Source organism: Leuconostoc rapi (assembly GCF_016908715.1).
GTDB classification, from domain to species: domain Bacteria; phylum Bacillota; class Bacilli; order Lactobacillales; family Lactobacillaceae; genus Leuconostoc; species Leuconostoc rapi.
The window spans coordinates 243,593-265,251 of record NZ_JAFBEK010000002.1 but is presented as its reverse complement, the minus strand read 5'-3'; the positions used below and the strand labels follow the sequence as shown (position 1 = coordinate 265,251).

The following is a 21,659-nucleotide window of genomic DNA, read 5'->3' as shown; positions in this document are numbered from 1 at the left end:
CTTGTGATTAAACACGGCAGGCCGCCTTCGGCGCTAATTTTTCAAGCGCTTCGACTCATCGCATATAAATAGTATACCAAATATCAACCTATTAGTCAAAAGTTTATAACACATTATTTCCAGTGATAACCTGATATAATTAACATATGATAAAATTAACGCAATTACAAACACACGATATTAAACGTGTAGCTAATCCTAAACAAAGTGCACTAGCCGACTTATACATTCCAGATTTCAATGCTGATTCCAAGAAAGCAATTGCTAAATATGTGATTGAAACTTATGATTTAGGTGAATTGGATGGTGTGAAAACAACGGTTTCTCAGCACATACTTGACTTCACCTATTTAAATGGTGCTAGTGTATCACGTGTAACAGGTAAAATCACATACGACGAATAAAACAGCCAAAGCGTTATGCTTTGGCTGTTTTATCATCTTCAGTTTTTTCAGCAAGTTGTTGTACGTCAACAATGTGGGCCAACTGTTCATCATACCATTGTGAAATTTTGGCTTTCACACTATCCGCATCATCTAAATATGTTGTTACCGAGCTTGCTAACGCTATTTTTAAATTAGACCGACTCACGTCAGCATTTTCAACAATCATATATAAATTGATTTCATTATCTTCTTTTTCTGGCCAAATCAATTTTTTTAATTGATTTGTATATCGTAAGGGTAAATTAATAACGTTTGTCTCTAAAGCAAGTGTCGTCCCACCTGCAGCAACGCCACCGTTAATTTCTCCCGCAATACGCATAAACGTTTCATCTGAAACATGCTGGTCTAATGCCAAAAATAAGGTATCTAAATTAACATTGTCGTCATCTAAAATGTTGATTGTATCATCGTAAATCAGCTCTTCTGAAATATTAGCTAGTGCCTTTTCACCTGTAATTTGCATGACCCCATCCTCACCAATTCTTATCGTATGCCAGTATTTTTCTTTGGAACTCAGGCGTAAAACTGACACTAAATTCTGTTGACACGGTAAATGCATTATTTATGAGGCATGTTGTCCCAAAAATTCTCTTTGTTAATTTGCCGCGCTCTAGCAATAGCCATCGCATGACCCGGTACATTTTCTGTAATGGTTGATCCTGCTGCTGTTATCGCCTCACTTTCAATCGTAACAGGCGCTACGATTTTGGTATTTGACCCGATAAATGCACGATCCCCAACGGTTGTGTTGAATTTATGAACACCGTCATAATTAACAAATATTGTCCCAGCACCAATATTAACATCACTACCAACAGTCGCATTGCCAATATAAGTTAAGTGACCCGCCTTAGTATTATCAGCCAATGTTGCTTGCTTAACTTCTACAAAGTTACCCACATGTACATTGTCTCCCAAGTTTGCTTGAGGTCTTAAGTGAGCGTATGGTCCAACCGTCACACCATTGGCAAGCGTTGTTTCTTCTAAATGGGATGCAGTGATAACATTGCCATCGCCAATGATACTATCTGAAATACGCGATCCTTGCGTCACAGCATTGTCTCTGCCGATAATTGTATGGCCCAATATCGTCACGCCACCCTCAATCACAGTATCTCTGCCAATAACGACATCTGCATCAATATATGTATGCGTTGGATCAATGAGTTCGACACCATCTAGCATTAACTGATGATTAATACGTTCATGCATAACCTGATTAGCGACTGATAAGGCGACACGATCATTGACACCAAGTGACTCTGTGAAGTTTTGCAATGTATGAGCACCAATTTGTTGACCAGATTGACGTAAAATATCTAGCGTATCTGGCAAATAATACTCACCTTGTACATTATTATTTTTGACTTGTGCTAATGAATCAAATAATAGTTTATTATCAAATATGTAAACACCGGTATTAATCTCATGAATACGACGTTCCGTAATGCTAGCATCCTTTTGTTCAACAATTTTAATAACTGTCTCATCATCTGCACGGACGATACGACCATAGCCAGTTGGATCATCTGCTATGGCTGTTAATACTGTAACCGCATGATTTGATTTTTCATGTGCTTCTATAAATTCTAACAAGGTTTCAGGACGAAACAGCGGTGTATCCCCTGACATAATTAATGTGACACCCGTGCTTTGTGATAGTTTGTCTTGCGCCTGTTGAACAGCATGCCCTGTGCCAAGTTGTTCTGACTGCAATACAAATTCAGAGCGTGCCCCAACATGTTCTTCAACACGTTCTGCCCCGACACCAACAACGGTGATTGGTTTACGATTAGACAAGGGTTCAACTGCGTCCAAAACCCAATCAATCATCATTTTTCCAGCAACATTATGTAACACTTTTGGTGTGTTTGACTTCATACGAGAGCCATTTCCTGCTGCCAATACTAAAATATTTACCCCATTACTCATCAAAATTATGCCTCGCGTTTATAAATTTCTTGCAAATAATTACCAGCTGTTACTAAAATAGGTTCCCCATTTTTCAAATTAGTATCAACATGCAATAGTGACGTAAATCGATCCAATAGCCGCGTCGCAGAACGTCCTTCGGCAAATACAGCAGTCCCAACGACAGTCCCATCAAACTCACTAACAAGTGTTTGCATGCCCTGAATTGTTCCACCTGCCTTCATGAAATCATCAACGACCAATACGCGAGAACCTGTTCGTAGCGAACGACGAGATAGTTCCATTTTTTCAACGCGTTTAGAAGATCCAGTCAAATAGTTCACAGAAACCGTTGGCCCTTCAGTTACTTTGGCATCGTCGCGGACAATAACAAACGGTACATTGAGTTGTTCGGCTACTGCCTGTGCCAAAGGCACACCCTTAGTAGCAGCTGTCATAACAGCATCAATATTGTCACGCAAATACTGGGTGGCAATCAATCGACCTGCTTGTCTCAGAATATCTGGGCGTCCAAGTAAATCTGATAAATAAACATAACCACCAGGTAAAACTCGGGTTTCATCATTAACATCTTGACGAATTTCTTCAATAAAAGTCTTCGCTTCATCTTCAGCCATATAAGGCACAAAGCGCGCACCACCAGCAGCTCCGGGTACTGTTTCTAACAAACCTGTCCCACGTTCTTGGAACGTACGCTTTAAAATCGATAAATCCTCAGAAATAGATGATTTTGCAGAGTCATAACGTTTGGCAAAATATGACAAAGAAATCAGTGTGCGTGGGCGCTCAAGCATGTAGCGCGCCATATCGACAAGGCGATCAGAACGACGTGTTTTCATGATATATAAACGTGCTAGAACCTTATTAGCACGTATTCTCCTTTATAAATATTAGTATTTAACATTAATTATAACACTTTTAAAATAGCAACGTTCGGTATTTAAGCGTTTTTTTGAAATTGCCAAACTGAAATTAAATAGATCAGAACTTCAATCATGGCGATAAAAAAGCTTGTTGGTAAATTGGTCAAATAAGCTAATGTTAGGCCAACCCATGTACCAAAAAGTGCAAATATAATAGCCAATCCCATGAGTTTCACAGTTGATGTCACATAATATTTTGCACTGGCAGCAGGCAACGTCACCAATACAAAAATGAGTAACGAACCAACCAATTGCGATGAAATACTAACAGACAATGCAATCATCACCAAAAATATATAACGTACTGACTTTTGTGCACGACTTTGCAAAAATATACCAGCTTCGTCAAATGCTAATTGCTTTAGTGCGCGATAATTAACAAGCAAAATAATGATAACAAACACAGCTAATGCTAACAACAACCATAAATCTTGGCGGCTAATCCCTAAAACTGAACCAAATAAAATACCCGTCGCTGCTGTCGTGCTAGTATGTCCTAACGCTAAAAACAGGATGCCTAACCCTATAGCCAGCGCTGAAATTGCACTTGTCACATTATCTCGTTTTGTATAGCCTGATTCGAGCGCACCAATGGCTAAAGATGCCCCACTTGTAGCAAACATCATGCCCAGCAATGCAGGCCACCCAGCAAACAAGCCAAAGGCTGCACCAGCAAAACCAATTTCACTTAAACTATGTGTTAAAAAAGCATAATTTCGTGCCACAACAAATGTCCCAACAATGCCTGCAACAATGCTGACAACAGTGCCAGCCATAAAGGCGTTTTGCATAAAGTCATAACTAAACATGTCGTACCTCATCCTCTTCATGAACATGTGTTATCTGAGTCGTGAGTGACTGTAACTCATGTGCTTCACCTTGGCTCACATGGCCATTTTCAAAAAACAAATAGCCATCAGCAAACTGCGACACTAGCTTCAATTCATGTGTAATAAATAACACCGTTAAGTGTTCTTCTTTTTGTAATTGTTTGATAGTTTGCAATAATGCAACCTTGTGTTCGTGATCTAAACTTGCTGTTGATTCATCTAGTATTAATAGGTCAGGTTGTTGCACAAGTGCTTGAGCGACAAAAGCACGCTGCTTTTGACCTCCTGATGCTAAACCCAATCGTTTATCAGCCATTTCAGACAAATCAAGCCGTTTCAGCGCGGAAAAAACAGCTGCGTGTTCCTGTTCATTTAACCATAATCGCCAACCATGATTATAATTTAAACCGACAAATTCAGCAATACTCAGTGGATAATCACGTGTAATATCGCGAAATTGTGGCACAAATCCCACTTTTTTTGTATTCAATTGTATCTGCCCATTAATTTGTTGATTTTGACCAATGAGTGCTTTGATAAAACTTGTCTTTCCTGCGCCATTTTCGCCTAATACAGCAAAAAAACGTCCCTCTGGCACATTGATGTTGGCGTTTGACAATATGATTTTCTCGCCATAGCGAATACCAAAATCTTTTGTTTGGATGATTCCCATTATTTACCGCTTTCTTCTGAGTTAAAAACAGCTTGAAGTTGTTTAACAAGTACTAATTGCCAATCCCATATTTTTTGATCAGCTGGCAAAACCTGATTAACTGTAATCACTGGTACCTTAGCGCTTTTGGCCTGTTTCACCAATTCTTGATCTCTTGTTGATTGATCTTGACTAGCTGTTAACACAAACGCCACTTGTTTATTTTGAATTTCTGATATCGTTTTTTTGAACTTATCATCTGACACAGATTCAAGGTTTGGGACTGCGGTAGCATAGTTTAATTGGTCCATAAAAACTTGTTGCGCATTATTAGTTGCGACATACTGAACATTTTTTTGAGATTTTAAATCACTAATTCCCTGGGACAAATTCTGTGTTGTAGCTGTTAATTTTTGACTATTTTTAATATACATGTCACGATTACGCGGGTCAAAGTCGCTTAACAAGTCAGATAGTCGCGTAATTGTTTTCAAAGTGATTTCTGGACTGAGCCAATAATTAGTTTGGCCTTGATCCTTCACAACATCACTGGCTACTAATACCTTAGAATGTCGTTTCAAATTACGCCGTTGTGTCAGTAGCTGATTTTGATGGCTATCAACAATGACTACCTCTGCATGCTTAAAAAGGCGCATGTCGCGTTCCGATGCTAATTTTCCAGACACAAGTGACACATGACTGCTCTTTTCAGATACCGCTTGCGCGATTTGTTGATATGCTACATTATCCGTAACAATTTGAACCGGTGTATGTTGCGGTTGCTTGGTTTCCACTGTCATTTTTATAGAGATTAAAAATAACCCTACTGGAATAAGTAAAATTGTTAAAATTGCGTATATGCTTTGTTTATTCATCACTCAATTATCTCATAACTACAAAAAAAGCCCAACAAGGGCAATTAATTTAATCAGCAAAAGTAATATCAATATTATTTGTTAAAATGTCGGTATAACTATACGATGCACGTTCAAAGTTAGCTTCTTCATTTAACTCTACAATGAATAGCGAAGGGAAAGTTGAACGTAGAACGCCTGTGCGTTCAGTGATCTTTTTGCGGCCGGCTTGTGCCACCACAGTAACTGCTTCACCCACATGGGCGTCGAGCTTGAACTTGATGTCTTGTAAACTACTTGGCATTTTATACCACCTTTCGTGAAAAACTCACTTAATTATAACATAAATAAGCATTAATCACAAATTAAGGTGTATATTCTGACGTTTTTATGATAAAATATACGGTTATTGCGTCAAACCTTGCGCTTTTAAAGCCAAGTAAAGAGCAGTTAATTGTTTTAAATCTAAGCGTTCTGCACGTATTGATGGTGCAATATTAGATTGGTCTAAGGCACGCGTTATTTTCTCTTTAATTGCTGTATCTTTACCGTAGGTTTGTAACATATTATTCCACAAACTTTTACGTCGATGCGAAAAACTACCCTTAATAACGCCAAATAGACGTTCAGGTTGCGCCACCACAAGTTCAGGTGACAATGGTGTTAACTTAACCACTGCTGAATCAACATTAGGTGCAGGGTTAAATGATGCAGCAGAAACTTCTATGGCTAATTCTGCCTTAGCAAAATATTGAATAATCAAAGTTAACACACCGTAAGCTTTAGTCCCAACTTCGGCATTCAAACGTTCTGCCACCTCACGTTGCATCATCACAACAATACTATCCCATACGATATTAGTACGTAAAAGTTGCATTAAAATTGGCGTTGTAATGTAATAAGGTAAATTAGCAACAACCTTAACATGTGCGTTTTCACCAAATTCAGCACGAATAACTTCAGGTAGGTTGATATCTAGTATATCCCCATTAATGACTTTAACATTATCATATGGCTGCAATGTTTCACTGAGAACATTAACCATTTGTGTATCAATTTCAAAAGCCACGACCTTTTTGGCTACGCGTGCTAATTGTTCAGTCAATGCGCCGATACCAGGGCCTATTTCGATGACATAATCTTGGTCTGTTATCCCAGCTGTATCAACAATACCGTGTAAAACAGTCAAATCCGTTAAAAAATTTTGTCCGAACTTCTTCTTGGCGCGTAAACCATATGTATTCAAAATTGCTTGAGTACGCATTGGGTCTGCAATATCAATTATTTCTGCCATTCAATCATTCACCTTTCAATACTGCCAAAATTTGTGCCTGCGTAATACCAAACTGTTGGACACGCTTGAGTAATTGTTTCCCATTACTATAGCCAATATGCAACGTTTCACCCACCAATTCACGATGCTGGCGTGCATGTTTGCCACTCAACAAACCATTTTCCAACAGAAATTGTTGATCAACATCCGTTATCACGTCAATTTTTGGTGTCATCACATGCGATAAAGCAAGTTGTAATATTTCAGGTGTCGCATGTTCAACGCCCAATGATTTATGTGATGTATCTTTAGCCGCACGCGCTTCATCTTGTGTAATATATGCTTGTTTTGCTGTTGGCACTGCATCCGTCATAATTTGTCTGATACGTTGGCCATTGAAATCTGGGTCAGTTAATATAATAACGCCACGTGTTTCTGCTGCCTGCTTTGCGCGTTCAATAGCATCCGTCTTAATCGCACTACCACCAGTTTCAATGGTATCAGCAACAACAGCGCGCATTAAATTTTGCGTATCAGACCGGCCTTCAACAACAATCATTTCATTAATATATAATCGTTTAATCATGGTTTAAAAACAGCTGGTGTGCATTCTTGCGCGTGATATCTGCAAGATCTTTTGGTGTCAAATCAAGTGTTTCAGCTAATGAATCAATAATATATTTGACGAAAGCTGGCTCGTTGTCTTTGCCTCTAAAAGGCGTTGGTGCTAAATAAGGCGCATCCGTCTCAACAAGTATGCGATCTAATGGCACTACTTTCGCCGCTTCACGAACATTTTCTGCTTTTTTAAAAGTCACAACACCACTAAATGAGATATGCATCCCCAAATCAACAAACGCCAATGCTTGTTCTGGCGTACCTGAAAAACTATGCATCACGCCCTTGGTAACACCACTTTCTTTCAACATTGCGTAAACGTCCTCAAATGCATCACGATTATGAATAATCACAGGTAACTGGCATTTTTTAGCCAAAGCAAGGTGAGCTTTAAACGCCTTCTTCTGTACATCGTGTGCAGTTGTTTCCCAATAGTAATCCAAACCTGTTTCACCCACACCAACAACTTTATCTTGTTGTAATTGTTCTTCAAGTTTTACTGCAGCTGCTGCATCAAAAGTACCTGTGTCTTCTGGTTGAAAACCAAGCACTGCATAAATATTGTCATGTGCTTGCGCGATTTCTAAGGCGCGTTCATTCCCTGTTGCATCATAACCAACAATGTTCATTTCCATCACACGAAATTCATTTGCCCGACCGATATATGCGGGGACGTCATGAAATAATTTGTCATCATTAAGATGCGTGTGGGTATCATAACTATCTGCTGGTGTCTTTGTTAAATCATAAATTGCCATAATTAATTAAATGCGGTGAGTACGGATACGTATGGTATGCCTCACGTACAACCGAACTCGCACTTCTCCTTTATTCTGAGTCTAAAAAATTTCATTAAAACCGTCAATGAAGAAAAAAAGCCGACAAGCGACTTTTCAATGCTTACTCGGATTTTGGTGCAACTGATGGTGCAAAGTTTTTCAATACACCGTTGACAAACTTACGACTGTCTTCATCCGAAAATGTTTTAGTTAAAATCAATGCTTCATCAATAGCTACTTTGTAGGGCACCAAATTATTTAATAGTTCATAAACTGCTAAACGTAAAATGATTAAATCAGCTTTATTAAGACGATTAATGGCCCAACCATCTGCTAAATGAGCCGCAACTTGTTCATCTAATTCAACTTTTGTTCCCAAAATACCATTAACAAGTCGTGGCAAATAATCATCATAGTCTTTACCTGCTAAAACGATGTCATATAATTTGTCAATATTATTACTTTGTGGATCTTTTTCAAGTGCAAACAGCACTTGAAAAGCTGCTTGACGCGACTCATGTCGTGTTAAATTCGCCATTAATCGGCCACCTCTGTTGCATGTTCTCCAAATAAATTATCAGGATCAATTTTGCTTGCCACTTTTTCTGGCACAATACCACTAATATGCACGTTGACCTGCGCAACATGTATATCAGTCATTGATGCAATTTGTGATTGGATGGCGTTTTGAATTTCAAGCGCAACTCGAGGTACAGTGACCCCATATTGCAAAAAGACGTATGCCTCAATGACCAAGCCATCTTCAGCTTGTGTCAATTCAACACCCTTTCCGCGCGCATTGGACCCAAAAGCATCAGTGAAGCGATCTGATAACTTGCCCCGCATTGAATAGACCCCATCTACCTCTTGTGTTGCAATTTGTGCAATCACTTCGATAACCTCTGGCGTCACTTGTGTTGTCCCAACAGCTGAATCGTCAGTTGTCAAAATAATATTTTTTGTTGTTTGTTTGCTACGCTTAATTTCTCTGGCCATTATTCTATCCTTGAAATATTCTTTAAAATAAAAAGTTCCACTGGGGAACTTTTGACGTGTGTTCCCTACGATCTAAACACGCATGATTCATACGACATCAACACGATTATAACGCTTAATGCTATCGTACTAAACGTGGCGTGTTCAGTCTGTATCGGTACACTTAGTAATTAAGCACGGCCCTTATATGAGCCGTCTTCTGTGTTCACAGTAATTGTCTCACCTTCATTGATGAAATCTGGCACAGTAATTGTGGCTCCTGTTTCAACAGTTGCTGGTTTACCTGAACCAGTAGCTGTCGCACCTTTAATACCAGGTTGTGTTTCTGTTACCTTTAGAGATACTGTTGATGGTAATTCAGCACCTAAAATTTCATTACCATACATTGTGATTTTAACTTCCATACCTTCAAGCAAAAACTTCAACGCATTTTCAATCTTATCATCAGGCAAGTTAACTTGCTCATATGATTCGACATCCATAAATACACGGCCATCATTTTCAGCAAATAGGTAAGACATGGGACGTGTTGTAATGTCAGCTTGTTCAAACTTATCACCAGGTCGGAATGTCACTTCGTTGACAGCCCCTGTACGCAAGTTCTTCAACTTTGAGCGGACGAAGGCGCCACCTTTTCCAGGCTTAACATGTTGGAAGTCCAAAACACGCCAAATTGAATTTGAGTACTCAATTGTCAATCCATTTTTCAAATCATTCATGCCAATAGCCATGATTAATATCCTCTTTTATTAATAATATAGTTTATTATACCAGAAAACTGCTTATATTGCAGTATTCAAACAAGTTAAAATTTTACCACAAATATGATATTTTTTCAATATTTTTTCTTTTTTAACTCTGGTTTTACAATTAAGTCATCTAAACGGTGAAAGGTTTTCAATAAATCTAATCCCTCCTCATGACCGTAGATATCCAGCCATCCGTTAAAACGCTGATTGACGCGCAATGTGATAACTGACTCAACATCCTGCCCTATTTGTGTCAATACGAGTAAGACGCGACGGCGGTCTGCAGTATCGTGTATTTGCTGTAAGTATTCACGTTCAAACAGCGGTTTGAGTTGCCGAGCAACAGCCCCTTTTGTAACACCGCGTGCAGCTGCAATTTCTGTCATAGTTAACGGCTTTTCGCTTGTGTTTTTTGCAACAGCAGACATAATTAGCCATTGTTCAAAAGAAATACCAAATTCACTGGTTGGCTGTGAAATCAGTTTTTCTAAATTTTTAAGCGATGACATATATATACCAATAAATTCCGTTAGCAAATCATCGTGTGCCATTTATCCTCCCAAATTATGATGCCTATTATTTAATGGCTACCAGGTTACTTTGCTGATGACACATGAAAATGGTCAAGATAATCTAAAGTGTCAGTAATATTATTAAACAACTGTACGTGTTCCAAGTCATGTGACCCAACAAATCCACTAGTTTCCATCTCTTTTAACCATACCCATAAATTGTCATAAAAGCCATTAACATTTAGTAAGGTTAATGGTTTGTCGTGCAAACCAATCTTGGCCCAACTCAAAACCTGTGCCAACTCTTCTAAAGTGCCAAAACCACCTGGCAATACAATAAAAGCATCAGCATAAAACATCATCAGGTCTTTGCGTTCTGACATATTTTCAACTTCAATTAACTTTGTCACTTGGTCAGGTGAAATGGCATCCTCAGCAAGATTATAAGGCGTAATGCCTAAAACTTCTCCGCCATTTGCCATAACACTGAGCGCTGTAGCACCCATTAGCCCATCTCTGCCACCACCATAAACCAAAGTGAGCTTCCGCTGCGCAATCGTCTGGCCAAGCTGTTTAGCAATTTCAGTGTATTTTGGATCATTTCCGAATTGTGCTCCCATGAACACTGCAATTGATTGAACTGTCATAAATTTATTCCTTTCTATAAATTTAACAATATTAAGCACAATAATCAAGCAATAATCAGACAAATTCCCCGTTTGTATACGCTATGTGGTACACTATTATATAGGTTTTCGTTCGTGACAAATTAAAATTAACTACTATTATTGGAGGCATTTATGATTTACAAAGTTTATTATCAAGAACATCCGGAACGCAATCCCAAACGTGAGACGACAGTTTCACTTTATTTGACGGCAGAAAGTTTGCCACAAGCGCGGGAAATTATTGAAGAAAACACAACTTACAATGTGGAAGCTATCGAAGAACTATCAGACAAGGCGCTAACTTACGAAAAAGCCAACCCTGCCTTCGAAATTACGACATTCTAACTATGGCATATTCTGTAGATATCAAACCTAATGAAGTCGCAGTATATGCGCTAGGCGGATTAGGCGAGATCGGTAAGAATACATATGGTATCGAGTATCAAAATGAAATTATTGTGGTCGACGCGGGTATTAAGTTCCCAGAAGACGACTTACTTGGTATTGATTATGTGATTCCCGACTATACTTATTTAGTTGACAATATCGATCGCGTTAAGGCACTGGTTATTACCCACGGACACGAAGACCATATCGGTGCCATCTCCTACTTTTTACAATCTGTTAACGTCCCAGTTTACGCTGGCCCATTAGCTATGGCTTTAATCAAGAACAAACTTGAAGAAAAGCAAATGTTAAACCGCGTTGAACTGCATGAAATTACTGACGGTTCGTTATTAGAATTTGACCAATTAAGTGTCGAATTCTTCCGTACAACGCATTCAATTCCTGATGTATTTGGTGTTGCTGTCCATACACCTGTTGGCACAATTGTCGAAACCGGTGACTTTAAATTTGACCTGACACCAACGACAAAACAGCCACCAAACCTTTGGTCTATGGCACGCATTGGCGAAAATGGTGTCTTACTCATGATGAGTGATTCAACTAATGCTGAACGTCCAGAGTGGACCAAATCAGAAGCTTGGGTCGCAAAGTCCGTTAACCGCATTTTTGATAAAATCGAACATGGCCGTATCATTTTTGCGACATTTGCATCTAATATGAATCGTGTGCGAATGGCAACAGATGCTGCTATCGCACATGGCCGAAAAATTGCTGTGTTTGGTCGCTCAATGGAATCGGCCGTTACCAATGGGCGTGCCCTAGGCTACTTAAACATTCCAGACAATATGCTGGTCGAGCAGTCTGAAATCAAACACATTCCAGATGACGAACTCTTAATTTTATCAACTGGGTCTCAAGGTGAGCCAATGGCTGCTTTAGCACGCATTGCAGAAGGTACACATAAACAAATTCGTTTGAAGCCTAAAGACAACGTGATCTTTTCTTCATCACCAATTCCAGGTAACACCGCTTCAGTAAACCAAGTAATTAATAAACTTGAAGAAGGTGGCGCTAATGTAATTTACGGTAAGGTGAATAACATCCACACTTCTGGTCACGGTGGACAAGAAGAAGAAAAGCTCATGATTGCTTTAATGAAACCAAAATACTTTATGCCTGTCCACGGTGAGTATCGGATGTTAAAAGTCCATGCTTCTCTAGCACATGAATTAGAAATTCCAAAAGACCATACATTCATTTTAGAAAATGGTGATGTTTTGGCATTAGATGGTGAAAATGCACGTGTTGCTGGCCACTTCCCTGGCGAAGATACTTACATTGACGGTTCAGGGATTGGTGATATTGGTTCCGTCGTATTACACGATCGACAAAAGTTATCACAAGATGGCTTAGTCGTTGTTACTGCAACAATTGATTTAAAGAAAAAAGAAATTTTATCTGGTCCAGATATTCTATCACGCGGTTTTGTATATATGCGTGAATCAGGTGAATTAATCAATGAAGGTCGACGTATTATTTTTGGTACGATGCGTCGTGTGATGAATAATGCCAATGTTAGCGAAGCGGACATCCGTCAAGCTGTTATTGATGACCTTTCTAGATTTTTATACAAAGAAACAGCTCGCAAGCCGATGGTTTTGCCAATGTTGATTATGATTTAACCCAAAAAACGAAACAACTCATAAGATAGTTGTTTCGTTTTTTTTGTGACACATTAGCACTTCCGAATTGACTTTCAAATATGATCAGTATTTTCCGAACAATCAACCTATCTTTCCTTTCTTTATCATAAAAAAACTTGACACATTTATTTTTAATCAGCTATTGATATGCTAGAATGGTATAAGTATAAGATGAAGGAGCCATCATGACAGAACGAAAAATCCCTACTATTATGGGTACACAACACCCTGACAATGCTAACGCCCCATTTTGGGATGCCTCACAACAACCATTCATTAGCGCTTATCGTGAAATGAACGAAGCCTTTGAAAACTTCAGCGAGTTAAACGTTGATGAATATATGTGGGACTGGGAAGGTAAACATGCCGATGCCGCTGTTATTGATCGCTTGTTTAGCACCGAATATGATTATTTTAAAAAAGATCAAATTGGTCGTGATAAGTTTTTGACTTTTCGTTTTCCAAACATATGGGAAGAAAAAGGTTACAACTTGATGCAGGCTATGACTGCTATTTTAAGTTCTGAAGACTTTGCACATGATTTAGGATTTGATCAACGCCCTTTATTTGAAACAATATTGCCCATGGCACAACGTGCAGATCAACTCATTGAAATGCAAGTATTATTTGAGAAATTGGCTAATTTCAAATCGGTTGAATTTACAAAGAATGATCGTAATACACCTTATATTGAAATGATTCCTTTATTTGAGGACTTTAATACACAATTACATGCACCCGAAATTTTGAAAGAATATTTAAAGTTGCATGAAGAACATTTCGGTTTCCGTCCAAAATATCTCCGCGTATTTTTGGCTGGATCAGACTCTGCGTTAACAGCAGGATTCATGAGTTCAATTACGGGTAATAAACTTGCTATAGCAAGACTGCATGAATTTGCACAAGAAGAAAACATTGACATTTACCCTATTTCAGGTACAGGATCTGCTATCTTCCGTGGTGGTTTATCACCACGCCGTATTGATCGTTATCTCAAAGAATTTCCTGGTGTACGCACCGCTACTGTACAATCAGCTTTCCGGTATGACTTTCCCCTGGAAGAAGTTCAACAAGCTATTACTGAACTAAAAGAGAAATTACCAGTTGCCACGCCACTAAAAATTTCAAATGATGATCAAAAAATACTAGCTGAAATTGCTGAAGAGTCTGCTTTATTTTATGCGCATACACTTGATCAACTCGTCCCTGACATGCAACCTATTTTCAAAGCTTTTCCCAAGCGTCGTGATCGTCGTCAACACGTTGGTGTTCTTGGTTACTCACGTTCTGTTGACGGTATTGAATTACCACGTGCAATTAATTTTACAGGATCATTCTATTCCATCGGTGTTCCCCCAGAATTTATAGGCTTTGGTCGTGCTTTAGCACATTTGAACGCAGACCATCTATCGGTCTTTGTTCGTAACTATCCTAGTATGAAACAAGATTTTCGTGAACTTGCCGCCTATGTCAATTTAGACGCTTTGCAAATTCTAAAAACGCAAAGTCCTGCTTGGGCAGATGTTGAAGAAGATATTATGACATTGAAAAATATCTTTGACCTCGAAATTGGCCCTAAGACACGTGAGCAACAGCAACATGCTGCAATTGCCTTACAGGTGGTACAAATCAAGGAAGGTGCCCCAATCGCCACTACAGCACTCATTAACCGCATGGCGCAACTCCGTCACTTCCTAGGCTAATAATTTATTTATGCCATAGCCCTTTGTGGCTTTTTTTGTTACAATGAAACTAATTTTTATCGAAAGAAATTGTGACTCATGCCTAACTTTTACGTTATTAATAATCCACATGTTGGTACTGATAATTATTCAAATATGATCCATGCTATTCAGGCGATGCCAAATATTTTAGCATGGCACGATACTAAGTATGCTGGTCATGCGACATACTTAGCTAAAATGCTAGCCAAAAAGACAACTGACCCCACAGCAGTTATTTTAGCGGTGGGTGACAACTGTACTTTAAATGAAGTATTAAACGGGCTATTAGCAGTCAAACGTGATGTTAAAATACCGCTCACTTACATACCAACAGGATTAGATCCGACTTTTTTAAAAGGCACTCATATTGCACATGCTTCTGAGGTTGTTTCACAATTACAGAAAATTAATCACTCTCAATTACTCAATGTTGGTAAGATTTGTGGTGATGCACCACACCAGACAACTAGATATTTTGTTAATCGTATCGATATTGGCTGTCATGCTATCACTGCCGAAAAATCAGAACAAGAAACGCAACACCCTTCATCATTGATGCATGCCCTGTTTAAAATGCTTACACCCCTACTTTCAAAACCAGCTGTGCCCATCACACAACAACCTTTTCAAATGACAATTTTGAACGGTAAACATTATCGGCAGATAACCAATACGACTCTGATGACTATCAAAAACCAACCTTACTTTAATGATAACTTAACACATCTTGACTGCCATAAAACGGTACTTAATTTAGTTATTACTGAAAAAATGTCGATCGTAAACTTTTTAACAATGCTGCCTTCTTTCATTAAAAATAGCGAAACACCACATCTTAAAGCTGCGCATCATATTTCCCTAGCGGACAACGCAAATATCCATATACACGACATTCAAACAGGGTATATGGACGGTAAATCATTAGGCAATGGTACCTTTGCTTTCACTGTTCAACACGAGGTATATCCTTTTTGGTTATGAAAATACAGTTAGCGCGTATGCTATAATTTGACATTTTGTACAACAAAACAGGTCTGAATCGCTTTAATTAGCCGATTCAGACCTGTTTTAAAATTTTTAATGATATAATTTTAGTTAAACCGCCCTAATCTCTCAGCTTGGTTTGTCACGCTAACAATCAATTTGCGTGCAACTAAATGTTGGCTGGCTTGTAAAACTAAATCCTCACGATAAACCACTGCGGCAATAGCGCTCACCACTGTTGGTACAATACTATTAGCGTGCCCATGCAAAAATGCATTTTCAATGGCTTGTGTATAGTTATTACTATTAAGCAATGACCAAATAATTGCCTCTAATGTATTGGCGCTACGCCCATTCAACTTGATATGATTAACCGGAATATTAGCGAAATCTGGTAAATTTAATTCTTCAAAAGCCGATAATTCCGCTTCAAATACTTTATGTCGCGAATAATACTCAAAGCCAAATGCTAACCCATTTTCAACGGCATCTCGAATCACTTGACCGTCTAATAATTGACTAACAATCAGACTCAACATACCAACGCTGACCAACGCACCTTCATCATTATGTGTCAAACCGGCTATGCGATGCAATGTTAGCATTGCTACCTCATCATTAATAAAAGAGACACCGTATTCGTGATGTAAGTACAACGCAACCGGTAACATTCTCACAAGAATATTCTCGCTATCTGCTGTATCTTCTAATATCCCTGATGCTAACGTGTCTCTATTCTTATTATAGTTTTCCAATGCTTGTTTAGTGACCTCATCGACCCGTTGTAACGTCTGTTCCGGGGCAAATTGCCGTTTTTTATACCAATTTTGAAAGTGGTTCATCACATCTGCTAATTGATACCCGCGAGATAAACTCGCAATTGTTGTCAAAGCTAAGCTTGTCTGCGAACCCCAACTCAGTATGTCATTGAAGTGACTTGGTGCTTTTAATAGATTGTCTTTTTGACTAGTCGTTAATTGGGTCATGCTTTCACCAACGGCCATGCCAAACATTAAACTTTGTATTGTTGATTGCTTTTTTGCCATATCTCATTTTAACATATACGACAAATTAAAAATTATAACAATGACTTAATCTCAGCTACTTTATCCAATTCTTCCCAAGGTAAGTCGATATCTGTTCGACCAAAGTGTCCAAATGCCGCTGTTTGCTTATAGATTGGGCGACGTAAATTCAAATGGTTAATGATGGCTAATGGTCGGAAATCAAATAATTGTGATGTAATATGACGAATTTTATCCTCATCAATTTTTGCAGTACCAAACGTATCAATATTCAAAGATACAGGTTGTGCCACACCGATAGCATAAGCAACTTGAAGTTCCAACTTATCAGCGACACCGGCTGCTACTAAGTTTTTAGCGACATAGCGTGCAAAGTACGCAGCTGATCGATCAACTTTTGTGGCATCCTTACCTGAGAAAGCACCGCCACCATGATGTGCTGCGCCACCATATGTATCAACAATAATTTTACGGCCTGTTAATCCTGAATCGGCTTGCGGTCCACCCAGAACAAAGCGACCTGAAGGATTAATATAGTAGATCGTATCAGCATCCACTAGATTTTGTGGCAATACTGCATCGATAACAAATCGACGGACATCCTCACGTAATTGTTCTAGTGTCACGTCTTCGTCGTGTTGTGTTGACAAAACCACAGCAGCAATACGTGTCACTTGATCATTATCATCCAATTCAACACTAACTTCAGCTTTAGCATCTGGTCGTAAATAAGAAACGACGCCACTTTCGCGGACATCACGAATTTTACGCATCAAACGATGTGATAAAGCCAACGTCAAAGGTAAGTAACTATCTGTTTCATTTGTGGCATAACCAAAAACCATGCCCTGATCTCCAGCGCCTAATTGCTCTGGATCATCATCGGCATTGTCCACTGCCTGAGAAATATCACCCGATTGTTCAACAATACGATTTGATACATTGACAGAATCAGCAGTGAACCCAAGATCTGCCTTATTGTAACCAATTTCGCGAATGGTATCTGTCGCAATTTGTCGCACATTAACATAGGCTGACGTTGATAATTCGCCAAAAATAGAAACGTCGCCAGTTGATGTTGTTACTTCAACCGCTGAACGGGCGTAGGGATCTTGCTCAAGCACTGCATCCAAAATAGCGTCAGCTATTTGATCGGCGATTTTGTCGGGGTGTCCTGCGGAAACTGATTCTGATGTGAAATACTTTGCCATGTTAAACATGACCTCCTAAAAAAATTCAAAATAAAAAGCTACTGGCCGCAAATTAAAAGCGCGCACCAACGATCAGTCGGTACGCGCTAACGTGACGACTATCTGTACAGACGGACCACCGTGCTGATATATGTTACCATATATCACCGGTTGGTGTAGGGTCACTGTGCTGTATCACTCGCCTACTCTTGATAGCTGATTTAAATTGTATCTTTAGAATAGCAGAGCTTTCACAAAAATGCAAATATGTTTTAAAATCATATTTATCTCGTATTTTGAGATATTTCACAAAACCGTACGCAATCCTATTAAATTAGGGTACAATATTACTTATGGATCTTAATTATCAAGAACAATCTCAAAAATTACCAGATGGTCGCCGTGTACCAAATCGTATGAGCGCTAATCCACAGGAGCGTCGTAGTTATGAAAATTTTACACCGGCTGGTTTTTTTGATTGGCGTCGTTGGGCACCACTCGCTGCCATCGTTATCAGCTTAAACATTGTCTGGTGGCGTCAACCATTACTTCATACAAAGGCATTGGCTGGCGCAGCGATGACGTGGCAAATTGTGCCCTTGTTTGGCTACACGTTAACCATTGCAATCGGCATGACACTGATGATGACACAAAACTTTCGTAGTATCCTCAGCTATTTATTTTTAATACTGAGTATTCTGTTCACCTTTAGTTCGCTCATCCAAACACGCCACGAAATATTTATTCTACTCTTGTTGTTAACCGGATTTTGTGCAGCCGTCCAACAAAATTGGTTTGGTTTACAAAATTGGCTCGGACTGGTTTTATTCAGTGTCTTAGCAACCTATACGATACCCATTAGTATTTTTTATGTCACTAATAATTTCGTAACACAACGATTCATCTGGCAATTATTACCTATGCTATTTGGTTTTGGCTTTTATTTCACCCCAATCTTTATGCCAAATCCCGATGGTCGTAAATTAAGTATTTTGACGCTAGGCTTATTTTGGGTCACTGTCTTTAGTCATGAAATGGCAATCAGTACTGTCTTTATTATTATTTTTAGTTTATTAGCTTTTATCCTCCAGTTCGTGAAAGCAAAAATTGGTAACTGGCAACATATGGGTTATGTCCTAATGCTAGCGCTATCAATGCTGTTAATATACCATTAAAAAATGTCGCCTCATTCATGGGGCGACATTTTTATTTTAAGACATCGTAAATGGGTAACAATAATTTTAGCGCAGTGATTATTTGTGATAGGTCCGTGTCTTGGACAAAACTTTGATCCCCACGTAGTATATTAATCCCAATGAGCACTTCACTATGCTTAACTTGACGGTAACGCGCAACCATGTCATCATATGCCTGTATAGTCAACTGTTGTGACGCGTTCACCATATGATCAGGGCTCAATACAAAATCACTGGGCAATGACTGAACGAGGTCACGAGCCGCTGTCATTTTTGTCACAATGCTTTGGGTATCCTTTGGTTTCATATTTTCTTCAACAGCAAGATAAAGATAAACATGATCTGCCCAAATACCCAACTCAAAATGAGGCATCATTTTGTAACCACGCTTATTTGGCGCAAAAGCTACCCAAGTGTTATCAGGTGCATTCGTTGTGCGGCGTAAGTGTTTTGCCACATGTGCATACCATTGTTGGCCATTTTCATTTAAAACAGGCAACATGACTGCTGCACTTTGTTCAAATTTTGGTCCTAGCTTACCTCTTATCAACTGCATACGCTCTTCTAACGACTCAACAGCAAATATATTAAAATCTTCATTCTTAAACATACTTAACATCCCCCAAAAAGATATACGCTATTGGTGCCCATCATTTTTTAGAATCGTCATCCACTGAATTAAAACATAGCCTATGACTAACACCGTAGCAATAAGATTTAACCAGATTAAAACAACAATAATCGAACTCATAGACTGATAAAAGTCATACTGCTTTAAACCAAATTTTGTATACCAGGTAAATCCGATATTTAACAAATTCAGCATCCCCACCTCAATTAAACTACCAAGGGCGACAAATCTAAAGGGGGCTCTCCCCTCTTTTGTCGGTAACAAATAATTCATTAGTGTCAATGCCAGCCACATAGCCAACCAAATTAACCAGTGTGACTGATGTTCTAAGAAAAAGGTCCAGTGATTATCAGGGAATTGTTGGATCACAATCGTTAGAATATTACTACCGACCATTAACACACCAAAAACAGCAATAATAATTAACAACCATATAAATGACCATACACGTGTCAGCAAGTTACTAATACGTTCTTCCACACCTGCAATGCGATTAAATGATAATCTGAAAACAGCAATAACACGTGATACAGTCCACAATGTTAAGAGTATCGAAAATGACAACCACGACGCGCTTTTAGATGACAAAACTGACTGCAAAATAGGTGTCACAATCTGTTCAATGTTACTAGGCAGCACACTCTGTATGGCTGTAATCAGGTCAGTCTGGCTAACATTTGTAATAGAAATAATAATAGCTACCGAGATCAGCAACGGAAAGACTGTCAACAAAACATAGTAAGCGAACGTAGGTCCAACATAATTAACCTGGGCGCGTTTGAATAAATCACCTAGGATTGATAGTTTAAATCGCTTATCGAGTACCTGCCAATATTGTTTAGCTTGTTTTATCATACTTCTATTATGCCAAACATTTAGTGATCATGTATTAAAATTTTAGTTAAAATAACATACCAATACCATAATGAATGGCAATCGTTAGTAAGCCAATAACAATATTACGCACGACAGCTCGTTTAACCAAGCCATTTGACATTTTCGCACTTAGTAAACCGGTTAAAGCAACAGCAACAACGGTTGCTAAAATTGTGGCGATAAATTGGTAGCGTACAGGTGACAAAATCAATGCTGCGAGTGGAAATACACCACCAATAGCGGCACAAAATAATGAAGCCCATGCAGCTGACCAAGGATTCATATAATGGCCTAAAGTGATATCATATTTCGTACTCAACATCGTCTCCAGTGGCTTCTTGCTCATTAATTCATCTGCAATCGCCTTAGCCGTTGACCGCGTGACACCACGATCAACATAAAAATTTTCAACTGATAGATGTTGACCAGGAAAATCTGTTTTTAACAACGCTTGTTCCTGTGCAACGACTACTTTTTCACTATCAGATTGAGAACTCACAGATGAATATTCACCTGAAGCCATCGACAATGCACAAGCCATTAAATCAGCTAATCCTGCTATGAAGATAGCAAAATTATCTGTTGTCGCTGCTGCAACAGAAAAAAGCACACCAACAACTGTTAAAATACCATCATTTGATCCTAATACACCTGCTCGAATGGCATTCAAACGTTCATCCATCGTTGCTTGTTCTTTTACCACATGTTCTTTTTTAATTTTAATATCCATGTTTCAACAGTTGTTATATT

General features: G+C 38.8%; 26 protein-coding genes. 6 read left to right on the top strand and 20 right to left on the bottom strand.

The genetic code is table 11. From position 1 onward, the window contains the following. Positions 1-146 precede the first annotated feature (146 nt). On the top strand, positions 147-404 hold the full coding sequence (locus tag JOD28_RS03680) for a hypothetical protein (RefSeq protein ID WP_204769531.1): 258 nt from the start codon (positions 147-149) through the stop codon (positions 402-404). A 13-nt stretch (positions 405-417) separates the two neighbouring features. Here JOD28_RS03680 and JOD28_RS03675 read toward each other — a convergent pair whose 3' ends face one another. The 15 genes from JOD28_RS03675 to JOD28_RS03605 all read right to left on the bottom strand — a co-directional run bounded on the left by JOD28_RS03675 (position 418) and on the right by JOD28_RS03605 (position 11,211). After that, positions 418-909, bottom strand: coding sequence for a hypothetical protein (locus JOD28_RS03675; protein WP_204769562.1), 492 nt, complete (start codon positions 907-909; stop codon positions 418-420). Between the two features lie 95 nt (positions 910-1,004). Then, positions 1,005-2,378 (bottom strand): bifunctional UDP-N-acetylglucosamine diphosphorylase/glucosamine-1-phosphate N-acetyltransferase GlmU, encoded by a 1,374-nt coding sequence (gene glmU, locus JOD28_RS03670; protein WP_204769530.1) that lies wholly within the window; start codon positions 2,376-2,378, stop codon positions 1,005-1,007. A 5-nt stretch (positions 2,379-2,383) separates the two neighbouring features. After that, positions 2,384-3,217 (bottom strand): pur operon repressor, encoded by an 834-nt coding sequence (gene purR / locus JOD28_RS03665; protein WP_204769529.1) that lies wholly within the window; start codon positions 3,215-3,217, stop codon positions 2,384-2,386. A gap of 101 nt (positions 3,218-3,318) precedes the next feature. Then, entirely contained in the window at positions 3,319-4,110 is a 792-nt protein-coding gene (locus tag JOD28_RS03660; RefSeq protein ID WP_204769528.1) for a metal ABC transporter permease, read from the bottom strand. Beyond that, positions 4,103-4,804, bottom strand: a complete 702-nt coding sequence (locus JOD28_RS03655) for an ATP-binding cassette domain-containing protein (protein WP_204769527.1) — start codon at positions 4,802-4,804, stop codon at positions 4,103-4,105. Before JOD28_RS03655 ends, JOD28_RS03660 begins: the two co-directional genes overlap by 8 nt. After that, positions 4,804-5,658 carry a metal ABC transporter solute-binding protein, Zn/Mn family gene (locus JOD28_RS03650; protein ID WP_204769526.1) on the bottom strand — a complete coding sequence of 285 codons (855 nt, stop codon included), beginning with the start codon at positions 5,656-5,658 and terminating at the stop codon, positions 4,804-4,806. The genes JOD28_RS03655 and JOD28_RS03650 overlap by 1 nt, the downstream gene beginning before the upstream one ends. A 49-nt stretch (positions 5,659-5,707) precedes the next feature. Further along, the gene (locus tag JOD28_RS03645) at positions 5,708-5,941 is read right to left on the bottom strand and encodes a Veg family protein (protein WP_204769525.1); all 234 of its coding nucleotides are present in this window, start codon (positions 5,939-5,941) and stop codon (positions 5,708-5,710) included. Between the two features lie 102 nt (positions 5,942-6,043). Next, entirely contained in the window at positions 6,044-6,931 is an 888-nt protein-coding gene (gene rsmA / locus JOD28_RS03640) for a 16S rRNA (adenine(1518)-N(6)/adenine(1519)-N(6))-dimethyltransferase RsmA (protein ID WP_204769524.1), read from the bottom strand. 4 nt (positions 6,932-6,935) lie between these two features. Continuing rightward, positions 6,936-7,496: a ribonuclease M5 gene (gene rnmV, locus JOD28_RS03635; protein WP_204769523.1), complete on the bottom strand. Its 561-nt coding sequence runs from the start codon at positions 7,494-7,496 to the stop codon at positions 6,936-6,938. Further along, on the bottom strand, positions 7,489-8,286 hold the full coding sequence (locus JOD28_RS03630; RefSeq protein ID WP_204769522.1) for a TatD family hydrolase: 798 nt from the start codon (positions 8,284-8,286) through the stop codon (positions 7,489-7,491). The genes rnmV and JOD28_RS03630 overlap by 8 nt, the downstream gene beginning before the upstream one ends. A 142-nt stretch (positions 8,287-8,428) precedes the next feature. Beyond that, positions 8,429-8,845, bottom strand: coding sequence for a transcription antitermination factor NusB (nusB, locus tag JOD28_RS03625; RefSeq protein WP_204769521.1), 417 nt, complete (start codon positions 8,843-8,845; stop codon positions 8,429-8,431). Next, entirely contained in the window at positions 8,845-9,303 is a 459-nt protein-coding gene (locus JOD28_RS03620) for an Asp23/Gls24 family envelope stress response protein (protein WP_204769520.1), read from the bottom strand. Before JOD28_RS03620 ends, nusB begins: the two co-directional genes overlap by 1 nt. A gap of 170 nt (positions 9,304-9,473) precedes the next feature. Continuing rightward, the gene (efp, locus tag JOD28_RS03615; protein WP_204769519.1) at positions 9,474-10,034 is read right to left on the bottom strand and encodes an elongation factor P; all 561 of its coding nucleotides are present in this window, start codon (positions 10,032-10,034) and stop codon (positions 9,474-9,476) included. Between the two features lie 104 nt (positions 10,035-10,138). Then, entirely contained in the window at positions 10,139-10,603 is a 465-nt protein-coding gene (locus tag JOD28_RS03610) for a MarR family winged helix-turn-helix transcriptional regulator (RefSeq protein ID WP_204769518.1), read from the bottom strand. A gap of 44 nt (positions 10,604-10,647) precedes the next feature. Then, a complete protein-coding gene (locus JOD28_RS03605; protein WP_204769517.1) occupies positions 10,648-11,211 on the bottom strand; it encodes an LOG family protein in 564 nt (187 codons plus the stop codon). Positions 11,212-11,364: 153 nt separating this feature from the next. Here JOD28_RS03605 and JOD28_RS03600 point away from each other — a divergent pair, with 153 nt between their 5' ends. From JOD28_RS03600 to JOD28_RS03585, 4 genes are all read left to right on the top strand, one after another. Then, on the top strand, positions 11,365-11,577 hold the full coding sequence (locus tag JOD28_RS03600) for a DNA-dependent RNA polymerase subunit epsilon (RefSeq protein WP_204769516.1): 213 nt from the start codon (positions 11,365-11,367) through the stop codon (positions 11,575-11,577). 2 nt (positions 11,578-11,579) lie between these two features. Next, entirely contained in the window at positions 11,580-13,262 is a 1,683-nt protein-coding gene (rnjA, locus tag JOD28_RS03595; RefSeq protein WP_204769515.1) for a ribonuclease J1, read from the top strand. Between the two features lie 206 nt (positions 13,263-13,468). Continuing rightward, complete coding sequence (ppcA, locus tag JOD28_RS03590; protein ID WP_204769514.1) at positions 13,469-14,986, top strand: phosphoenolpyruvate carboxylase; 1,518 nt, start codon at positions 13,469-13,471, stop codon at positions 14,984-14,986. 78 nt (positions 14,987-15,064) lie between these two features. Next, the gene (locus JOD28_RS03585) at positions 15,065-15,988 is read left to right on the top strand and encodes a diacylglycerol/lipid kinase family protein (RefSeq protein ID WP_204769513.1); all 924 of its coding nucleotides are present in this window, start codon (positions 15,065-15,067) and stop codon (positions 15,986-15,988) included. Positions 15,989-16,098: 110 nt separating this feature from the next. On the opposite strand, the gene JOD28_RS03580 is transcribed toward JOD28_RS03585, so the two are convergent. Next, on the bottom strand, positions 16,099-17,037 hold the full coding sequence (locus JOD28_RS03580) for an ADP-ribosylglycohydrolase family protein (RefSeq protein WP_204769512.1): 939 nt from the start codon (positions 17,035-17,037) through the stop codon (positions 16,099-16,101). 32 nt (positions 17,038-17,069) lie between these two features. Then, a complete protein-coding gene (gene metK / locus JOD28_RS03575) occupies positions 17,070-18,227 on the bottom strand; it encodes a methionine adenosyltransferase (protein ID WP_204769511.1) in 1,158 nt (385 codons plus the stop codon). 332 nt (positions 18,228-18,559) lie between these two features. Here metK and JOD28_RS03570 point away from each other — a divergent pair, with 332 nt between their 5' ends. Next, complete coding sequence (locus tag JOD28_RS03570) at positions 18,560-19,381, top strand: hypothetical protein (RefSeq protein ID WP_204769510.1); 822 nt, start codon at positions 18,560-18,562, stop codon at positions 19,379-19,381. A gap of 31 nt (positions 19,382-19,412) precedes the next feature. Here the strand turns inward: JOD28_RS03570 and JOD28_RS03565 are convergent, their stop codons facing one another. Genes JOD28_RS03565 through JOD28_RS03555 form a run of 3 tightly spaced genes read right to left on the bottom strand, consistent with a single transcriptional unit; the run spans position 19,413 to position 21,639 of the window. Then, positions 19,413-20,012, bottom strand: coding sequence for a DUF1054 family protein (locus JOD28_RS03565; RefSeq protein ID WP_204769509.1), 600 nt, complete (start codon positions 20,010-20,012; stop codon positions 19,413-19,415). 27 nt (positions 20,013-20,039) lie between these two features. Continuing rightward, positions 20,040-20,888: a YihY/virulence factor BrkB family protein gene (locus JOD28_RS03560; RefSeq protein WP_204769508.1), complete on the bottom strand. Its 849-nt coding sequence runs from the start codon at positions 20,886-20,888 to the stop codon at positions 20,040-20,042. 46 nt (positions 20,889-20,934) lie between these two features. Then, positions 20,935-21,639, bottom strand: a complete 705-nt coding sequence (locus JOD28_RS03555) for a VIT1/CCC1 transporter family protein (protein ID WP_204769507.1) — start codon at positions 21,637-21,639, stop codon at positions 20,935-20,937. Positions 21,640-21,659 lie beyond the last annotated feature (20 nt).

Coding starts and splice junctions, on each gene's coding strand:
- JOD28_RS03565 (WP_204769509.1), bottom strand. CDS start 20,012: ATGTTTAAGAATGAAGATTTTAATATATTTGCTGTTGAGTCGTTAGAA.
- rnjA (WP_204769515.1), top strand. CDS start 11,580: ATGGCATATTCTGTAGATATCAAACCTAATGAAGTCGCAGTATATGCG.
- JOD28_RS03570 (WP_204769510.1), top strand. CDS start 18,560: ATGGATCTTAATTATCAAGAACAATCTCAAAAATTACCAGATGGTCGC.
- JOD28_RS03650 (WP_204769526.1), bottom strand. CDS start 5,658: ATGAATAAACAAAGCATATACGCAATTTTAACAATTTTACTTATTCCA.
- JOD28_RS03655 (WP_204769527.1), bottom strand. CDS start 4,804: ATGGGAATCATCCAAACAAAAGATTTTGGTATTCGCTATGGCGAGAAA.
- efp (WP_204769519.1), bottom strand. CDS start 10,034: ATGGCTATTGGCATGAATGATTTGAAAAATGGATTGACAATTGAGTAC.
- ppcA (WP_204769514.1), top strand. CDS start 13,469: ATGACAGAACGAAAAATCCCTACTATTATGGGTACACAACACCCTGAC.
- purR (WP_204769529.1), bottom strand. CDS start 3,217: ATGAAAACACGTCGTTCTGATCGCCTTGTCGATATGGCGCGCTACATG.
- JOD28_RS03560 (WP_204769508.1), bottom strand. CDS start 20,888: ATGATAAAACAAGCTAAACAATATTGGCAGGTACTCGATAAGCGATTT.
- JOD28_RS03630 (WP_204769522.1), bottom strand. CDS start 8,286: ATGGCAATTTATGATTTAACAAAGACACCAGCAGATAGTTATGATACC.
- metK (WP_204769511.1), bottom strand. CDS start 18,227: ATGGCAAAGTATTTCACATCAGAATCAGTTTCCGCAGGACACCCCGAC.
- JOD28_RS03555 (WP_204769507.1), bottom strand. CDS start 21,639: ATGGATATTAAAATTAAAAAAGAACATGTGGTAAAAGAACAAGCAACG.
- nusB (WP_204769521.1), bottom strand. CDS start 8,845: ATGGCGAATTTAACACGACATGAGTCGCGTCAAGCAGCTTTTCAAGTG.
- JOD28_RS03600 (WP_204769516.1), top strand. CDS start 11,365: ATGATTTACAAAGTTTATTATCAAGAACATCCGGAACGCAATCCCAAA.
- rsmA (WP_204769524.1), bottom strand. CDS start 6,931: ATGGCAGAAATAATTGATATTGCAGACCCAATGCGTACTCAAGCAATT.
- JOD28_RS03620 (WP_204769520.1), bottom strand. CDS start 9,303: ATGGCCAGAGAAATTAAGCGTAGCAAACAAACAACAAAAAATATTATT.
- JOD28_RS03675 (WP_204769562.1), bottom strand. CDS start 909: ATGCAAATTACAGGTGAAAAGGCACTAGCTAATATTTCAGAAGAGCTG.
- glmU (WP_204769530.1), bottom strand. CDS start 2,378: ATGAGTAATGGGGTAAATATTTTAGTATTGGCAGCAGGAAATGGCTCT.
- JOD28_RS03680 (WP_204769531.1), top strand. CDS start 147: ATGATAAAATTAACGCAATTACAAACACACGATATTAAACGTGTAGCT.
- JOD28_RS03605 (WP_204769517.1), bottom strand. CDS start 11,211: ATGACAGTTCAATCAATTGCAGTGTTCATGGGAGCACAATTCGGAAAT.
- JOD28_RS03580 (WP_204769512.1), bottom strand. CDS start 17,037: ATGGCAAAAAAGCAATCAACAATACAAAGTTTAATGTTTGGCATGGCC.
- JOD28_RS03610 (WP_204769518.1), bottom strand. CDS start 10,603: ATGGCACACGATGATTTGCTAACGGAATTTATTGGTATATATATGTCA.
- JOD28_RS03645 (WP_204769525.1), bottom strand. CDS start 5,941: ATGCCAAGTAGTTTACAAGACATCAAGTTCAAGCTCGACGCCCATGTG.
- JOD28_RS03585 (WP_204769513.1), top strand. CDS start 15,065: ATGCCTAACTTTTACGTTATTAATAATCCACATGTTGGTACTGATAAT.
- rnmV (WP_204769523.1), bottom strand. CDS start 7,496: ATGATTAAACGATTATATATTAATGAAATGATTGTTGTTGAAGGCCGG.
- JOD28_RS03660 (WP_204769528.1), bottom strand. CDS start 4,110: ATGTTTAGTTATGACTTTATGCAAAACGCCTTTATGGCTGGCACTGTT.